Source organism: Geitlerinema sp. CS-897 (assembly GCF_028368005.1).
Classification (GTDB): Bacteria; Cyanobacteriota; Cyanobacteriia; order Cyanobacteriales; family Geitlerinemataceae; genus Baaleninema; species Baaleninema simplex.
In genome coordinates this window covers 1-16,485 of the sequence record NZ_JAQNCQ010000035.1, presented here as the reverse complement: position 1 = coordinate 16,485, position 16,485 = coordinate 1, and the positions used below count along the sequence as shown (strand labels likewise).

At 52.6% G+C, this 16,485-nt stretch carries 15 protein-coding genes; 7 read left to right on the top strand and 8 right to left on the bottom strand.

Annotated elements, in window-relative coordinates:
* Positions 1-118: 118 nt before the first annotated feature.
* Together tig and POG22_RS01730 are read right to left on the bottom strand one after the other, a co-directional pair.
* Entirely contained in the window at positions 119-1,504 is a 1,386-nt protein-coding gene (gene tig, locus POG22_RS01735; RefSeq protein ID WP_498903257.1) for a trigger factor, read from the bottom strand.
* A 140-nt stretch (positions 1,505-1,644) separates the two neighbouring features.
* Positions 1,645-2,022 carry a hypothetical protein gene (locus POG22_RS01730; protein ID WP_150128442.1) on the bottom strand — a complete coding sequence of 126 codons (378 nt, stop codon included), beginning with the start codon at positions 2,020-2,022 and terminating at the stop codon, positions 1,645-1,647.
* Positions 2,023-2,057: 35 nt separating this feature from the next.
* Here POG22_RS01730 and POG22_RS01725 point away from each other — a divergent pair, with 35 nt between their 5' ends.
* Together POG22_RS01725 and dapA are read left to right on the top strand one after the other, a co-directional pair.
* Positions 2,058-3,113: an aspartate-semialdehyde dehydrogenase gene (locus POG22_RS01725; RefSeq protein ID WP_051044176.1), complete on the top strand. Its 1,056-nt coding sequence runs from the start codon at positions 2,058-2,060 to the stop codon at positions 3,111-3,113.
* An 8-nt stretch (positions 3,114-3,121) separates the two neighbouring features.
* Entirely contained in the window at positions 3,122-4,015 is an 894-nt protein-coding gene (gene dapA / locus POG22_RS01720) for a 4-hydroxy-tetrahydrodipicolinate synthase (RefSeq protein ID WP_017659324.1), read from the top strand.
* 29 nt (positions 4,016-4,044) lie between these two features.
* On the opposite strand, the gene POG22_RS01715 is transcribed toward dapA, so the two are convergent.
* On the bottom strand, positions 4,045-4,257 hold the full coding sequence (locus tag POG22_RS01715) for a hypothetical protein (protein ID WP_498903255.1): 213 nt from the start codon (positions 4,255-4,257) through the stop codon (positions 4,045-4,047).
* A 55-nt stretch (positions 4,258-4,312) separates the two neighbouring features.
* On the opposite strand from POG22_RS01715, the gene POG22_RS01710 reads away from it, so the two are divergent.
* On the top strand, positions 4,313-6,148 hold the full coding sequence (locus tag POG22_RS01710; protein ID WP_498903254.1) for a ribonuclease J: 1,836 nt from the start codon (positions 4,313-4,315) through the stop codon (positions 6,146-6,148).
* 236 nt (positions 6,149-6,384) lie between these two features.
* Here the strand turns inward: POG22_RS01710 and POG22_RS01705 are convergent, their stop codons facing one another.
* Positions 6,385-6,873: a hypothetical protein gene (locus POG22_RS01705; protein ID WP_017659321.1), complete on the bottom strand. Its 489-nt coding sequence runs from the start codon at positions 6,871-6,873 to the stop codon at positions 6,385-6,387.
* 30 nt (positions 6,874-6,903) lie between these two features.
* On the opposite strand from POG22_RS01705, the gene POG22_RS01700 reads away from it, so the two are divergent.
* A complete protein-coding gene (locus POG22_RS01700; RefSeq protein WP_017659320.1) occupies positions 6,904-7,899 on the top strand; it encodes an aspartate carbamoyltransferase catalytic subunit in 996 nt (331 codons plus the stop codon).
* A 20-nt stretch (positions 7,900-7,919) separates the two neighbouring features.
* Here the strand turns inward: POG22_RS01700 and POG22_RS01695 are convergent, their stop codons facing one another.
* Positions 7,920-9,152, bottom strand: a complete 1,233-nt coding sequence (locus POG22_RS01695; protein ID WP_498903251.1) for a hybrid sensor histidine kinase/response regulator — start codon at positions 9,150-9,152, stop codon at positions 7,920-7,922.
* A 278-nt stretch (positions 9,153-9,430) separates the two neighbouring features.
* Positions 9,431-11,143, bottom strand: coding sequence for an alpha/beta hydrolase (locus tag POG22_RS01690; RefSeq protein WP_498903250.1), 1,713 nt, complete (start codon positions 11,141-11,143; stop codon positions 9,431-9,433).
* Between the two features lie 397 nt (positions 11,144-11,540).
* On the opposite strand from POG22_RS01690, the gene POG22_RS01685 reads away from it, so the two are divergent.
* The 3 genes from POG22_RS01685 to POG22_RS01675 are packed head-to-tail and all read left to right on the top strand — an operon-like array spanning position 11,541 to position 14,273.
* On the top strand, positions 11,541-13,307 hold the full coding sequence (locus POG22_RS01685) for a sensor histidine kinase (protein WP_498903248.1): 1,767 nt from the start codon (positions 11,541-11,543) through the stop codon (positions 13,305-13,307).
* A 35-nt stretch (positions 13,308-13,342) separates the two neighbouring features.
* Positions 13,343-13,510 (top strand): hypothetical protein, encoded by a 168-nt coding sequence (locus POG22_RS01680; RefSeq protein WP_498903246.1) that lies wholly within the window; start codon positions 13,343-13,345, stop codon positions 13,508-13,510.
* Between the two features lie 55 nt (positions 13,511-13,565).
* A complete protein-coding gene (locus POG22_RS01675; protein WP_498903244.1) occupies positions 13,566-14,273 on the top strand; it encodes a DUF3318 domain-containing protein in 708 nt (235 codons plus the stop codon).
* Here POG22_RS01675 and POG22_RS01670 read toward each other — a convergent pair.
* Together POG22_RS01670 and POG22_RS01665 are read right to left on the bottom strand one after the other, a co-directional pair.
* Complete coding sequence (locus POG22_RS01670; RefSeq protein ID WP_498903243.1) at positions 14,270-14,752, bottom strand: hydrogenase maturation protease; 483 nt, start codon at positions 14,750-14,752, stop codon at positions 14,270-14,272. The genes POG22_RS01675 and POG22_RS01670 overlap by 4 nt on opposite strands.
* Positions 14,753-14,788: 36 nt before the next feature.
* Entirely contained in the window at positions 14,789-15,988 is a 1,200-nt protein-coding gene (locus POG22_RS01665; protein WP_498903242.1) for a PP2C family serine/threonine-protein phosphatase, read from the bottom strand.
* Positions 15,989-16,485: the final 497 nt, after the last annotated feature.

Sequence of the window (16,485 nt, the reverse complement as noted above, 5' to 3'; positions counted from 1 at the left end):
AACGTGCGGCCGACAGGAGGACGCGATCGGTATTCCTTATATTATGCCTTAGATGGTTGGCGACTGGCAGCGCGACGATACAGCCGCTGCTGCCGCCGACCTCGGCAGTTTGGAGGAATTACTCGGCAGATTCGGACGCTTCGACGTCGCTTTCTGCTTCGACTTCGTCCTCCTCAGATTCGGACAGAGTTCCTTCAGGGACTAATTCGATCTTAGCGCGTTCTCGCAGCCAGTCTAGGGCTTTTTGCGAAACCAGTTCGTCTTCGACAAAGCTACGCAGGCGGGTCTCGTCGATATCGCGATCGCTGAGTTGTTCGCGCACTTCGTCCATGCGGGTTTGAATCTCGTCATCGCTGGGCTTAAGTTGCTCGACTTCGGCGATTTTTTTCAACCCCAGGTCTTGTTTGAGTTTTTCGATCGCTTCGGGACGAGAGCGTTCGCGCAGTTGCGGCAGGTTTTCCGGGGTGTAGAAAGTTTGAACGTCCAAACCGTACTGCTGTAACTGCATGGCCGTTTGGGTCAGCATGACATCGACTTCTTGCTTGACCAGGGTTTCGGGCAGTTCCACCTCGACGCGCTCGATCAGGGTTTCGACGATCGCTTTTTCGATGTTAGCCGTGGTTTGGCTTTCGGCTTCCTCTTTAAACTGTTTTTCGATCGACTCGCGCAACTCCTGCATAGTGTCGTAGTCGCTCAGGGTTTGGGCGAAGTCGTCGTCAAGTTCGGGCAGTTCTTTTTCCTTGATATCCTTAACGGTGACGGTAAAGCGTGCCTGTTCGCCAGCGAGGTCTTCGTTGGGATAGTCTTCAGGAAACGTAACATCGAACGTTTTGGTTTCTTCAGCGTTGAGACCCACGAGATTTTCGACGAAACCGGCAATGAAGCGCCCTTCGTTAAGTTCGATTTGAGTGTCTTCAGCCGTTCCGCCGGGAAACGGTTCGGATTCTTCGCCTTCGGGGGAAACCAGTTTTCCTTCATAATCCACCGTCAGCACGTCGCCCATTTGGGCAGGACGGTTTTCCACGGGGATGAGGTTGGCGTGTTCGGAACGTCGTTCCTCAAAGAAAGCATCGACTTTCGCCGCGTCGTAGGGAATTTCTTCGGCTTGGATTTCTAAGCCGGTGTAGTCGTTGACGTTGACGTCCGGCGGCACGTCCACCGTCGCCGAAAAGGTCAGAGTTTGACCGGGGGTATAGTTGGCCACGAGTTCCTCGAAGGAACTGCTGAGCTGGTAGTTACCCAAAGCGTCGATGTTTTCCTGTTCGATCGCCTTCTCGAGACTTGATTGGATCATTTCTTCGAGGGCTGCCGCCTTCAGGCGATCGACGCCCAGCCGACGCACGAGAATCTGTTGGGGAACTTTGCCTTTACGAAATCCGGGGATGTTGGCCGATTGCTTGAATTTGGCCAGGGTGCGATCGTAGGTCTTCTGGGAAATGTCGGAGGGAATTTCAATTTCGAGGCTGAGTTGAGAGGCGGGCAGCTTTTGCTGGGTAACTTTCATGCTGTGCTTCGATGTTGGACGACTGAGTTCAAACCGTTCGGTACGGACATCTCTCACAACGGTTTTCTGTTAGTTCCGTTGCGAGGCTTGCGAGTCCAATCTATCATTGTTGCATCGATCGCTCAGTTCGATCGAGCCTTTTACAGTCGCCAGTCGCCAGTCACCAGTGAGGGGACGATGAGGTGAGGGGATGAGGAGAACTCCCCACTTTTCACTCTTCCCTCTTCCCTCTTCACTGAAGAAGCTCCCTTGTCCCCTCGTTCGGCATTGGAAGCGGCCGTTTCTGTGGTAAATTGAGTCAGCTTGGCAAATCCGCTAGAATATTTAAAGACAGATCGCGTCTGTGCTGTCAAAAGACATCCAAGGCTGGTAATATCTAAAACGCTCAGCTTACTATTCGAGTGGCTGTAAACAATTGTCATATCAGTTTTTTGACTATCGAAGCCATCCTCGGCATTACAACCGGGTTTCACCTTATAAATACCGTTAAGTCCGAACCGTTGGAAAACGTTCGACATTCGATCGCCAACCGACCGTAGTGGAGGAAAACAACTTGCCCAAATCTTACCGAGTTGCCATCTTGGGAGCGACAGGAGCGGTGGGAACCGAACTCCTGAAACTCCTCGAAAGCCGGAACTTCCCCGTTTCGGATCTCAAACTGCTGGCGTCATCCCGTTCGGCGGGACGCACCCTGTCGTTTAGAGGAGAATCGATCGCCGTCGAAGCGGTTGCTGACGGCTGTTTTCAGGATGTCGATATCCTGTTGGCCTCGGCTGGAGGATCTACCTCCCGAGCGTGGCTGCCGCAAGCCGTCGAATCCGGCGCCGTTTGCATCGACAACTCGAGTGCCTACCGTCTCGATCCGAGCGTGCCGTTAGTGGTGCCAGAAGTCAATCCCGAAGCCGTTCGGGAGCATCGAGGCATAATTGCCAACCCCAATTGCACGACGATTCTGATGGCCGTGGCGATCTGGCCGCTGCATCAAGTGCAACCCATTCGCCGCATCGTCGTCGCGACGTACCAGTCAGCTAGCGGTGCGGGCGCTCGGGCGATGGAAGAACTCAAACACCAAGCTCGAGCGATTTTAGAGGGGGAAACGCCGACGCCGGAAGTTCTGCCGTATCCTCTGGCCTTCAACCTCTTCCCCCACAATTCCCCGATCGCCGATGGGGGATATTGCGAGGAAGAAATGAAGATGGTGAACGAAACGCGCAAAATTTTCGGAGCGCCCGACTTGCGTGTCACAGCCACCTGTGTTCGGGTTCCCGTATTGCGGGCCCACTCCGAAGCCATCAATCTAGAGTTCGATCGCCCCTTCGACCGCGATCGCGCCCGCGAGGTTCTCAGCCACGCCCCCGGTGTGAAAGTCGTCGAAAACTGGCAGTCGAACTACTTCCCCATGCCCATCGAAGCCACCGATCGCGACCCCGTTCTCGTGGGACGTATCCGCCAAGATATCTCACATCCGAACGGTCTAGAACTGTGGCTCAGCGGCGATCAAATTCGCAAAGGCGCGGCTCTCAACGCCGTGCAGATCGCGGAGTTGCTAGTCTCCGAAGCGGGAAGAACGCAACGGACGCCGCTGTCCTCGACCACCTCGGCGAATTAGGAGGTTGCGTGGTCGATTTCGGACGAGTCATTACAGCGACGATCGTTCCCTTTGACGCAGACGGGAACGTCAACTATGCCGTCATGGAAAAACTGGCGGTTCACCTGGTCGATCGAGGCAGCGACACGCTCCTCGTGTGCGGGACGACCGGAGAATCCCCAACCCTGACTTGGGAGGAAGAATACGAACTGTTTCGCGTGGTGAAAAACGCCGTGTCGGGTCGGGCGAAAGTCATGGCTGGAACGGGATCGAACTCCACCCGCGAAGCCATCGAAGCCACGAGTAAAGCGGCCGCTTTAGGGCTAGACGGTTCGTTGCAAGTCGTTCCTTACTACAACAAACCCCCTCAAGAGGGGCTGTACCGACACTTTCGCGCCATCGCCGAAGCCTGTCCGGACTTCCCGCTCGTGCTGTACAACATTCCCGGTCGCACCGGAACGAACCTCACACCCGAAACCGTGGCGCGGTTGGCTCGACTATCCAACATCGTTGCGATCAAAGAAGCCAGTGGTAGCACCGAACAAGCCGCTCAAATCCGTCGTCTGACGCCCCCGGAATTCGCCATCTACTCGGGAGACGACGCCATGACGCTGCCGCTGTTGTCGGTGGGCGCTCGAGGCGTGGTCAGCGTGGCCAGCCACCTCGTCGGCGATCGCTTGCAAGAGGCGATCGGTGCCTTTGAAGCCGGCCGTCACCAAGAGGCCACGCAAATCCATTTAGAGTTGTTGCCTTTATTCAAGGCACTGTTTTTAACGACGAACCCGATTCCCATCAAATGCGCCCTCGAGCATTGCGGTTGGAACGTTGGGAAACCACGCTTACCCCTGTGCGAAGCATCTGAAGCCGTCAGTCAAGCCATCGCCGAAGTCCTCGATCGGTTGGGGTTGCGGAGTCAAACCTGACTCGAAACCGTTCTCGACACGCGCGTTCCTCAAAGCGTCGCCTCGTGGGTGTGCGAGAGACCCTGCGACGGCCACTTCAGACGGGACTTCGTAGGAACTCCCACCGGCGATCGCCCTGAGAGCCACTTCAGGCGAAACGCGATCGCCCCAGATAGCTTCACGACTAACGAGGTTTCTGTCGAATTCGACCTCGCAAGGCTTAAAAAGACTGAATTTGAAACGAGCTGGAGAACAACTTTCAAACCGATCTCCACTCCAAGAACTCTCCTAAGAAGACCAATCACTCAAGGACGAATTATGCCTAAAACGACAAACTCTCCCAAAGTTCGCACCAAGAAAAAACAATCCGAACCGACAACACCGACGTTGCGCGTCATTCCCTTGGGAGGACTGCACGAAATCGGGAAAAATACCTGCGTGTTTGAATACGACGACGAAATGGTTCTCGTCGATGGCGGGCTGGCCTTTCCCACTGACGCCATGCACGGGGTCAACATCGTCTTGCCCGATATGGAGTATTTGAAGGCTAACAGCCACAAAATTAAAGGGGCGATCGTTACCCACGGTCACGAAGACCATATCGGCGGCCTTCCCTACCACCTCAAACAGTTCGACATTCCTGTCATCCACGGCCCGAGACTGGCCATGGCACTACTCGGCGGCAAACTCGAAGAAGCAGGCGTGGCCGATCGCACCGAACTCAAAACCGTGCAACCTCGCGACGTGGTGCGTTTGGGCAAACATTTTTCCTTTGAATTCATTCGCAACACGCACTCGATGGCGGATAGTTTCACCCTGGCGGTGACGACTCCAGTGGGCGTGGTCATTTTCACGGGAGATTTCAAATTCGACCATACCCCCGTAGACGGCGAACAGTTCGACATCCAAAAACTGGCTGAATACGGAGAAAAAGGCGTACTGTGCCTGTTCAGTGACTCCACTAACGCCGAAACCCCCGGCTTTTGTCCCTCCGAACGGTCTGTTTATCCCAACTTAGACCGCACCTTCAGCCAAGCCCCAGGACGTATCCTCGTGACGACCTTCGCCTCCTCCGTGCATCGGGTCAACATGATCTTGGAGTTGGCGAAAAAGAACGATCGCTACGTGGCGGTATTGGGGCGATCGATGCTCAATGTCATCGCCCACGCTCGCAACTTGGGATACGTCAAATGCGAAGACAGCCAGTTCAAATCGATTCAGGAAGCCCAAGGTTTACCGGACGATAAAGTCTTAATTTTGACCACGGGTTCCCAAGGCGAACCCCTGGCCGCCCTGAGTCGCATCGCCCGCTGCGAACACCGTCAAATCAAAATTCGCAAAGGGGATACGGTGGTGTTTTCTGCCAACCCCATCCCCGGTAATACCCTAGCAGTGGTCGATACGATCGACCGTCTGATGATGCAAGGGGCGAACGTGATTTACGGCCGCCATCAAGGAATTCACGTGTCCGGACACGGCTGTCAGGAAGACCACAAACTTATGTTGGCCTTGACCCGTCCCAAATTCTTCGTTCCCGTTCACGGGGAACACCGGATGCTGGTTCGACACGGCAAAACCGGCGAAAGCATGGGGATTCCGCCCGAAAACATTCTCATCGTCGATAACGGCGACGTGGTGGAACTGACTCCCGACAGTATTCGCTTGGGCGATCGCGTTCAGTCCGGTATCGAACTGGTGGATTCCTCCCACGCGGGAACTGTCCACGATCGCGTTCTCAAAGAACGCCAGCAACTCGCCGAGGACGGTGTGGTGACCGTGGCCGCCACCATCGGCCTCGATGGCAACCTTCTAACCCAACCCGATGTCTGCGTGCGCGGCGTCGCGGCTAGCGTCAACGGCGATCGCTTGAACGAAGAAACCCGCGCTACCCTCGAGGGGGTTTTGCGAAATCGCTGGTCGGACTACGCCCGCACTGAAAACAGTAAAGTCGAAGTAGATTGGGCGGGTCTGGAATCTCACATCGAGCGGAACTTACAACGAATGCTCCGCCGCGAACTGCGCTGCGACCCACTTCTGGTGATTTTGCTACAAAAACCCGAAGCCGATGTATCGGCGACCGTGTCTTCGTCCTCGAACGGTTCGACTCGACCGGGACGCCGACGCACGAGATCGACTGCCCGAGTTGCCTCATAGAGAGTGTTTTGAGGGATGGGGGCGTAGAAAAGTTGACAGTTTCTCCCCCTCTCTCGCTTGGGGACGGTGCATCTCTTTCGGGGAAGAGTGAAGAATGTAGAGTGAAGAGTTAAAAAAACCCCTCGTAGGGGCGTTGCATTGCATACAACGCCCCTACATTTTTGGGTAAAAGATTTTATTTTCTCCCCCTCTCCGGAAGCTCCCTCTCTCCCCCTCTCCCCCTCTCCAGAAGCTTTCTAAAACGCCAACGGCTCCCCTTGGCTGACGAACTCCACTGTCTGAGTTTGCAGGCGAGGATTTTGTGTCAGGGTCGATCGCAGACTGCCGAAGAGAGCAAACTGTTCGCAAGTCGATAGCGAAGTCCACTGACGGGGAGCGTCGGGGGCAACGCGCAAATCCACCGTCACTGTCCCCGTTACCGCGTCGCGAGAGGTGCGATATCCAGCAATACGGAACTCGCCCCGCGCCCAGTCTTTCAAAACATGACCCACTGCCCCTTCAAGGGGATTGCTTCGCGGCACTTCTACCGTTTCCGGTAACAGGGTTTCGCAGAATAAATCGGGGCGGTACACCGTGAGTTCGACGGTATCTTGCTCGATGTCCGAAGCCGTCGCGGGGGAAGGCAACGGGTTCGGCATCACCTCGGCGAATACCGCTCCCGACGCGCCGAAACTGACGATCGCCCCCGTAACGACCGATACCAGATATGATTGGATACTGTGCATGAGACGACCTCCGCAATCGATTTTTCGGTAATGGCTACAACCCCTTGGACGCGCCGCCACATTCTTTCACTCGAAGATTTTTCGGTGTCGGAATACGACATCGTGTTGAGAACGGCCGCGAGTTTTCGGGAGGTGTTATCCCGAGGTACGAAGAAAGTCCCCACGCTTCAAGGGCGAGTCGTGACGAACCTGTTTTTCGAGCCGTCGACTCGGACTCGCAGCAGTTTCGAGTTAGCGGCGAAACGCCTGTCTGCCGATACTCTTAATTTTGCCCCCGGTTCTTCGTCTTTGACGAAGGGAGAGACCATTTTAGATACTGCCAAGACCTACCTTGCCATGGGAACTGACATGATGGTAATTCGCCATCGGGAAGCCGGGGTTCCCCAGGCGATCGCGCGGGAGATGGAGCGACTCGGAACTCGCGTGGGCGTTCTCAACGCCGGAGACGGCCAGCACGAACACCCGTCACAAGGGTTGTTAGATCTCTTTACGATCTGTCGGTTTCTCGATCCCGAACATCCACGAACGGAGTTGTTGCAGGGGAAAAAGATCGCCATCGTCGGGGATATTTTGCACTCGAGGGTGGCGCGATCGAATATTTGGAGTTTGACCGAAAGTGGGGCAGAGGTTCATTTGGCCGCACCGCCGACGTTACTGCCGAAGTTGTTTGTCGAGGCGATGGGTCTCCACCACCCAGACAGGTTACAGTTACACTGGGCGCTCGAACCCGCGTTGGAAAATGCCGATTTCGTGATGACACTGCGCTTGCAGCACGAGCGTATGACGGAACACTTATTGCCCAGTTTGCGGGAGTATCACCAACATTTCGGCATCGCACGCGATCGCCTGAAAGCTTGTCGTCCCGACGTTCGCCTGCTCCATCCCGGGCCGGTCAATCGCGGGGTCGAACTCAGTTCTGACGTGATGGACGATCCGGCGTTGAGTTTGATTCAAATTCAAGTGACGAGTGGGGTCGCCGTACGAATGGCACTTCTCTATCTCATGGGTGGCGGTTCGAGTCTGTGAAACGCTTTCGAGCGATCGCGTCAAGAGAGGTTTTGTCGAGGGAGCGTGACCGTAAAGGTGGTTCCCGCACCCACTTCGCTTTCGACGGCGATCTCGCCGTTACAGAGATCGACGCACTTTTTGACTATGGTTAAGCCTAAGCCCGTTCCACGAGTATTTTTCGAGTTTTTACCGCGATAAAACAACTCGAACAAGCGTTCTAAGCTATCTGGTGGGATTCCCACACCCCGATCGCCAATCTTAAATTGAATGGCGTGTTGTGTTTCGATTAACTCAAGATCGATCTCGCTCTGTTCTGAGGAAAATTTAATAGCATTTGACAGCAAATTATGTAAAATCTGGAATAAAATATCTTTATCCCAAGTATTTTGAATACTGGGCTCGATCGTTTCTATAATTTGATGAGAAAACTTTAAAGATTGTCCGGGTTTTATATTAGGTTTTAAGCGATCGATAACCTCGCAGCACAATAATTTTAAATCGACTTCTTCACGATCGAGTTCGAGTTGTCCGAGCTGCATTCGATCGACGAATATCACATCATTAAACAGCGATGTTAAATATTTTACCGATTCTTGAATGCGTTTTAAATATTTAACAAACTTTTCTTCGCTCAGTTTGTGGCGGTAATGTTCGAGAAGCTCGGACGTAGAAAATATCGTAGTCAATGGCGTTCGATACTCATGAGAAATAGTGGTAATGATATGACTTTTAAACTCATTAATTTCCTTTTCTTTTGCTAACGCACGTCGTAATTCTTCTTCAACAGAAATTAACTGCTCCGTTTTTTGTTGCAGTTCAGCAGTTCGTTTGGCAACTCGCTCTTCGAGTTGAGAGTTTAACTGTTGTAGAAATTCGTTTTGACGTTGAGTTTCTTGCTTGAGAGCTTGAAGAGTCAGTTGATGTTCGATGCGGACTAAAACTTCAGGAAATTGAAACGGTTTGGTAATGTAATCGACACCTCCGACTTCAAAGGCTTTGACTTTTTCAGTGACATCGCCGAGCGCGCTGAGAAAGATAATGGGAATATCGCGCGTCTGCTCGTTTTCTTTTAACTGCTGACAGACTTCATAGCCATCCATTTGAGGCATCATGATATCGAGCAAAATTAAAACTGGCGGGTCGGCTCGAGCTGCGTTCAAAGCAATTTTTCCGTGAATGGCACGACGCACACTGTAGCCTTTTTGTTCTAATAGGCTCGATAACACCCGTAAATTGTCCGGTTGGTCGTCTACGATGAGGATGTCTTCCATTTCACATACTTGATTCTCTTCACGAGTAGTATCGATCGCTTCCTACTCTTACCTCGAGCGTCGGGCTTCGTTTCGTCCGAGTGGGCTGTGTCGTATCGAACCCTGGAAATTGAGGTATTCTATCATTGGGGTTCACCACGGTTGCACGACGGTTGTATGTTGCGATCGCGACGCACCCAGCTATAACTATTGTCGCATTTCGCGGTCGATCGTTCAGTGCGATCGCACCAAGACTCTGGAACGATAAGACCGACACCGTGAACTTCACGAGAAATTTCTTACAAACAATCTGCTACAGTCGTACAGGCCGTTTCGAGGGGGGTGTCCTCGAGCTGGCGTACCAAGTGCAGGGAAATCGGGTCGCGGCTGAGCGTTCGGACGTAAGTAGCGCTGAGATAGTCGCGAAACTCGAAATTTTCGACAATATAGGTTTGGAAAAACGCCAGACTCAACGCTCTGACGTAATCGCGAGCCAAACTGGGATCGGGCCCGACCACCGCCGACGGAAGGGACACCGCTTCCTCTTCGGACTCGCCGATCGTCGAGAAATGGGTACCGCCGCCCAACACGAACAGATAGCGTTCGGCAACGTTCAACCAACGAAAGGGTTGAATTTGTTCGAGAAGGGCAGGGGCGACTGTATCGGCACCGCTGGCAACGATCGCGATGGGAATCTCGATGCGCTGGTAGCCCGATCGACCAAACAGGGCGCTCCCAACGGGGTTGATCGCGATCGCCCCTCGGATGCGGGGATCGCGAAACTGCCGCTGCTGGCCCGAAATCGCTAAAGCCCGACATTGCAAGAGAAACGAGACGTTCCACGATTGCTCTTCCCGAGCGCGATCGCAGGTTTGCGCTAAATGACTTAAATTCAGTTCGGCACCGGCCAGCGTCAAGGCCGTATAGCCCCCGAAAGACTGACCGACGACGCCGACGCGATCGAAATCGAAACGGTCGTGTAGCTGGGGATCGGTGCGGGACAAAACCGCGATGGTATCGAGAAGAAAGCTGACGTCCGAGGGGCGATCGACGAATTCTTGCGGTTTGGCAATTTCCTGCTCTTGACCGGCCAGCAGCGCTTCCATATGCTTGGCGTTGCTGCCAGAATGTTCGGGGACGAAGACCGCGAACCCGTGGGAGGCCAAATGTTCGGCCAGATAGCGAAACGCGTTGCGATCGGACCCCAAGCCATGAGAAATGACGATAATCGGCGTCGGTTCGGTCGTTCTCGGAACGTACAAATCGACGGGGAAACGATGACCCCAAGGGGGATTGCGGCGGGGATCTCGCAAGGTCATCGAAATTTCGTCCCAAGTCAGTCGTCCCGGTTGGCTCAAATCGGCGAATCCATCGGAGGAAAGGTTCTCCGCCTCAGCTTCTCGCCGGGACTGTTCTCGCACCTCAGCTAAAGCCGCTTCGTTGGCACTGACGAGAGTTTGCAACTGTTGCGCCATGCGAAAGGTCTGGTTGAAATTGACCCGCAGCGTGGGGGTGGGAAAGTGGCGCAATACGTTCAGTAAGGTTAAGCCTTCTTCGTCTGCCGCAGCGAGGATTAGTGCCGATCGCAGTCCTTTAAAGCCAGACCCACCAGACCCGGATTGAATTGCCTGTCCGAGTCGTTGTAACAATGCTTCTCCTTGGGGAGTATACAAAAATTGCGAAACGGCGACGGGGTCGAGATCGGCACGAGCCGACAGAACTTCGCGCAAGGTATCGCGGCTGTCTCGGGGAGCTAAGTTTAAATAGGGAGCGAGTTCGCCATCGACCTGTCCGTATTTGGCATAGGCTTCGAGGGCATCGACCGACAGGGTGCGCTCGAACACGCCGTAAGTGGCGGATACCTGTTCTGCACCGAGGCTAGGCTGTCCCCAAGCGATCGCCAAGCCAACCCACAGACTGCCCCAAAATCGTCGACGGTTGGCGATCGGCAAAGACAAAATTCTGTTGTGCTGTCGCGTCAAAAACGCTACGGGGCTGAGAAACGAAACCATTAAAGTTACAGAACACAACAGCGGTCGAACCACCGAACTGCCCGGTCGAACAGTTGCGTTAATCCCTACTTTAACAAGGTTTTTTTAGAAGGATCTCGATCTCGTCTCGATCGGGCAAGCCGTGGGGAGATCGTAGAGCGCTCGAGTATTATCGAAACGTTTCCCCGACCTTCGCTGTTAGGAGGGATTCTCAAAGATCGCAACAACGATCGTAGAATTTGAGGAGTCGGGATTGCCCCTCACCCAATGAAAGACTAATGCGATCGCCCGTCTTAGAACGTCGATCGACCTGTTAACGGTTCTCAGATTTTGAATGCTCTTGTTCGCTCGAATTCCCTCACAGACACACGAGATCCGAACCCAACTTCCCAAATTATCGATCTTTCTGGTCGTCCTCGTGTGTGCGATTCCGACGCTCCTCAACCTCTTAGGAGTAGATTTCGGAACGCCCCAAGACCTTCTCCACCTCGAGGCGATCGACGGTATTGCGCCCGATCGACTGACAGACGTTCTTCACCAAACGCTGGCGGGTAGCTTTACCCATACACTACTCGAATGGAGTGCCTTTTGTACGGCGATTTTTACAGTCATACTGGCGTTGGCTCATTTCGCGATCGTGCGCGACGTGACGACTCCCACCATCGGCGTCGCCTTGTTTTTCGCAGGCGTTATGGACGCGTTCCACACGCTGGCGGCCGATCGCCTTATCGAAGTCGTTGCCGACAACCGCAACCTCATCCCCTTCACCTGGGCGATTTGTCGCTTGAGTAACGCTGTACTGGCAGCCGTTGGAGTGAGCGTTTTTCTCGTCGCCAAACCTAAAAAATGGCAGCGCAGCATTGGATTTGTCTTCGCCATTAGCCTCGGATGCGGGATGCTAGCCTACGCCGTCGTTCGCTGGTGTGCCACCAGTGCCGTTCTTCCAGAAACGCAGTTTCCCGACGCCTTCGTCACGCGACCCTGGGACGTGGTGCCGTTATTGCTGTTCCTCCTGTCGGGACTCGTCCTCTACCCGGCGTTTTACAAGCTCTATCCCAGCTTGTTTTCTCACGCCCTTATTATCAGCACGATTCCCAACGCCGTAACGCAGCTCCACATGGCGTTCGGATCGCAGATGCTGTTCGACAACCACTTTAACATCGCCCACTTTTTGAAAATCGTCGCTTACGGGGTTCCGTTATTTGGGTTGATTTTGGATTACATTTACACCCACCGAACCGTCGAACGGACGAACGCCGAACTGAGTCGGAAAATTGGCGAACGACAACAGGCGATGGATGCCCTCGATCGAACGCAAAAACTACTTCAGGAGAAAAATCAAGACCTGCAAAACGCGCTCGATCGCTTACAAACCACCCAAGCTCAACTGATTCAAACTGAAAAAATGTCCAGTTTGGGACAGTTAGTCGGCGGTGTCGCTCACGAAATCAACAACCCGGTCAATTTTATTTACGGTAACGTCATTCATACGAAAGAGTACGTCGAGGATATTTTACAGTTGTTGAGCCTGTACCAACAGGAGTTTCCCGAAGGCACGGCGAACCTTCGCATCGCCATCGAAGAAATTGAGTTGGAGTATTTGTTTGAGGATTTACCCAAGGCATTAGATTCGATTCAACACGGTGCCGAACGCATTCGTCAGATCGTCGAATCTCTACGGAATTTTTCGCGACTTGACGAGTCGGCGTCAAAGACGGCGGATTTACACGAGGGCATCGAGAGTACTCTGGTGTTGTTGGACCGCCGTTTGAAAAATCGGATCCGTTTGTTGAAGAAATATGGAGCGTTGCCGAAGATCGAATGTTATCCTTCGGAGTTAAATCAGGTGTGGATGAGTTTGTTAGGCAACGCCATCGATGCTGTTTTAGAAGCGGATGTGGAGGAACCCACGATCGTCGTTGCGACAGGCCGACCTGATAAAGAAACGGTTTGGGTCGCGATCGCCGATAACGGCTGCGGAATGTCGGCTGAAGTTCGCGAAAAGGTATTCGATCCGTTTTTTACGACGAAACCGGTGGGAAAAGGTACGGGGTTGGGGTTGTCGATTTGTTATCGCATCGTCGAAAAACACCGAGGGGCGATCGAACTTCAGTCTCGACCGGGTGAGGGAACTCGAGTGACGGTCACGCTTCCGGTCGGGCGATCGTCAGCGAAAAAACGGTAACGTCGATGGCGATTTCAAGAGAGTTTGGGAATTTTATGATGTTTCGTATTTTTTTGAGTTTGGTGGGTTTGACCTTTGCGGTTTGGATTCTGCGAGGTTTTCAGGTGTTGGGTTTTATTCCCGGCGGTGTATTGTGGGTGGGGGTGTTGGTGTCGATCGCGACCGGTATCCTCACTGCCTGGGAAAACTCAAAACGGTGGTGATTTGCTACGATCGAGGTATCTTCGTCTTTAGTCGTCTATTGCCTGAATCCGTTCTATGACCTCCTACGCTACGTCTGCTGCTAAGGCTGAAATTAACGAACTCCGTCGTCTGAGAGGGTTGCTTCCCCCAGAACTGCAAAGCTGGGTTACGGTGGAGAAAACTACGGAAATCGATCCGCCCTTGATTCGCTGCGAAGAACTCAGTAAGGACGAAGTTGAAATCGCCATCGATTTGGTGAAGTGGGACAACCTCGCCCTCGACCAACGGAATTTACTGTTTTGGCACGAAGTCGCCCGCATTCAAAACGATACGATTCCCCGCGAAGGGTGGGAAATGGCGGCGTTGGCGATCGGTCTCGGCGGTGCGGTCGGCGAACTGTGGGTTCAAGACGGCGTGTTGTTGTTGCTAGCCTTGGCGTTGTGCGGCGTGTCGGGATATCGGCTGTATCAGAAGAACAACAGCGAAAAGGCGTTGCGGGAGTCGATCGAGGCGGACGAAAAAGCGGTTGCTTTGGCGTCTCGGTTCGGGTATACGTTACCGAATGCTTATAAGAGTTTGGGAAGCGCTCTGAAAACGCTCATCGAACAAACGCCGAAGAAACGCCTTCGCAAGCAGTACGAAACGCGATTGGATGCGTTGCGCCGCAGCGCCTCGAAAGCGAAAGCGCAAGCGAAAACCAAACGCGGTCGTCAATCTCCCCCGGCTTCGCCGAATCCGATTCCCAATCCGACGGCGACGAAATCGAATCCTTACGAGTATTAATCGATTCGACTCGATGGTTTTGAGGTATTTGACCCCGGTTTCTGTGAGGAATCGGGGTTTTTGGTGAATAAGTCTCGAACGAGAGCGAGAACCTCTGTGACGTAACCTTCGGCGGTTGGGGAGAGGCGATCGCTAAACTCGAAGGTTTCGCCGGGAACGGAAATCAACCAGGCTTCGGGGGCGCGATCGTACAGCCATTGTGCCATCCCCAGCAGCGATCGCGGCGTCAGGGAATGGCCGAGAACTTGGCTGTTTTTGTCGGCGTCGATGGGTTCGATACGGACGCTGTCGCCGTCGATACAAGCATCGATAAATACGGCGCGATCGACCCTAGAGAGTTCTTCGGCCAGTTCTGGGGTAAGTTGGTGCAGGCTGAGCGATCGTACGTGGGGAAGGTTCCACGACGCCACCTGTTCGGCGATCGCTCGTCCGATTCCGTCGTCTCCTCGTAGTGAGTTTCCGTATCCGATAACTAGCATTGAGACAATCGATCGAGAGAATTAACTGTTTGAAATTTAACAATATTCGAGATCGACTTCTTTTTGATGGTCGCGTAGCAGTTGCACCAGTTCTTCGACTAAGTTGCGGCGAATCGAAATATTTTTTGGAAGTAAGGGGTTTTGATAGAATTCGTTGATTTGCTGGCCGATGAGGAAGAAAATCGAATCTGCTTCGAGGATTTCTTGTGCCAATAAAATCGCGCCGTTGCGATCGAACGGAAGGCGATCGATATCGCAGTGGCATTTTCTCAAAATTTCTGTGGCTTTGGAAATCGTTAGAATTCCTTCCGTTACCAAGTTAATTTCGCTGAGTTTTCCAATTGGCGGTAACTCTTTTCGCATGGTGGAAATATCCATTTCTACAGTCTCCCCCATATAGTTGGCGACGATGTTTCCCGTAGTACCGCCGCAGATGGCTTTTCGACCCGGAAAACTCAGCAACCGTTCGGCGTACACTTCGTCTTGTGTCACGTCTAGCGGCGGGCCGGTGAAGATCATTAACGGGTTGCGCCGACGGACGTAAACCCCCACTAAGGACGCATCGTCTCCAATCTGTCCCCGGTAGAGCGATCGCGTTTCGTCGAGAACACTTTGCAGAATACTTCGCGCTGTCGGGACTTGATGGACAAACAGGTTTTCCATGTATTTGGCGATGTTGTCCCATCCCCAACCGAAATTCATGGTGTCGCCGAGTCCGGCGTACAGAACGCCGTCGCTAATCGCACCGAGAAAATCGCCGCGTTCTAGGGTTCCTTCGGCGACTTTGATTTTGCGCTCGAGAATGCGATCGACCCGTTCTTCGAGTTTAATAATTCGACCTTTTTTGAAATAAAAAATCGGAGGATTGTCGAAGTTTATGATTTTAAATTGATTTGAGAAATGGTCGATTTGAATAATCGTAAACGTCGCATAAGCAATTTTACGAACTTGACAAATCGGTAGCGTTCCGATGACCGTTTCCATCACCTGTTCGAGGGGAACGTCGGCGTTCAACATGGTAATCAGAATTTCACTGGTTAAAGTTGCCAAAATATTGGCTTTCACACCGCTTCCCAACCCGTCCGACAGGACGATGGTACTTTTACGCTCGGTTTTAATAAATTTAACCTTGTCGCCACAAAGTTCTTCGCCTTTTTTATTTAGACTGAGATTGCAAATGTCGAAGAAATTGTCAGCTTTTTGGGATTCTGTTTTGGGAGGTGTGACTGTAACCATTTTGCGCGTGTTTCAATTCATAGGGTTCGAGAATTTGAGTGATAGGTTGGGTGGAGCCTCGCCAAACCCAACCCAACCACTGAGATTTTTGGACGAGCGATCGAATGCCAAGATAATGCTCGAAATAAAAAATACATTCGTCGTCATAAAATTTCAAGAATAACAAATGCTGAGTTTTTCGAGCGATGGTGTGTTGTGTTTCGTAAATTCAACCCAACCTATAGCAGAATCATTTAAGTTGTGAACGCCTTCTGTAGTTGGGATCGCCGTGCTATAGTACTTTCAGATTACAGGATTTCACGAATCAGTTGGGCTGGCTATACATAATTAACAGTTGAAATTTTGATAAAAAATTTGTGGCTCTTCCGACCTTGGTGTGTAGGGTAAATGCTTGTAGCCTTTATCTGGCAAGGGATTTCTCGATTTGAGCTGCCTTTTTATACAGTTTAGCAAAAACTCTTATACTGTAAGGGTTTCAGCGATTTCTTGCATAGTAA

Coding starts and splice junctions, on each gene's coding strand:
- tig (WP_498903257.1), bottom strand. CDS start 1,504: ATGAAAGTTACCCAGCAAAAGCTGCCCGCCTCTCAACTCAGCCTCGAA.
- POG22_RS01730 (WP_150128442.1), bottom strand. CDS start 2,022: ATGTCGAACGTTTTCCAACGGTTCGGACTTAACGGTATTTATAAGGTG.
- POG22_RS01710 (WP_498903254.1), top strand. CDS start 4,313: ATGCCTAAAACGACAAACTCTCCCAAAGTTCGCACCAAGAAAAAACAA.
- POG22_RS01705 (WP_017659321.1), bottom strand. CDS start 6,873: ATGCACAGTATCCAATCATATCTGGTATCGGTCGTTACGGGGGCGATC.
- POG22_RS01700 (WP_017659320.1), top strand. CDS start 6,904: ATGGCTACAACCCCTTGGACGCGCCGCCACATTCTTTCACTCGAAGAT.
- POG22_RS01695 (WP_498903251.1), bottom strand. CDS start 9,152: ATGGAAGACATCCTCATCGTAGACGACCAACCGGACAATTTACGGGTG.
- POG22_RS01690 (WP_498903250.1), bottom strand. CDS start 11,143: ATGGTTTCGTTTCTCAGCCCCGTAGCGTTTTTGACGCGACAGCACAAC.
- POG22_RS01680 (WP_498903246.1), top strand. CDS start 13,343: ATGATGTTTCGTATTTTTTTGAGTTTGGTGGGTTTGACCTTTGCGGTT.
- POG22_RS01675 (WP_498903244.1), top strand. CDS start 13,566: ATGACCTCCTACGCTACGTCTGCTGCTAAGGCTGAAATTAACGAACTC.
- POG22_RS01670 (WP_498903243.1), bottom strand. CDS start 14,752: ATGCTAGTTATCGGATACGGAAACTCACTACGAGGAGACGACGGAATC.
- POG22_RS01665 (WP_498903242.1), bottom strand. CDS start 15,988: ATGGTTACAGTCACACCTCCCAAAACAGAATCCCAAAAAGCTGACAAT.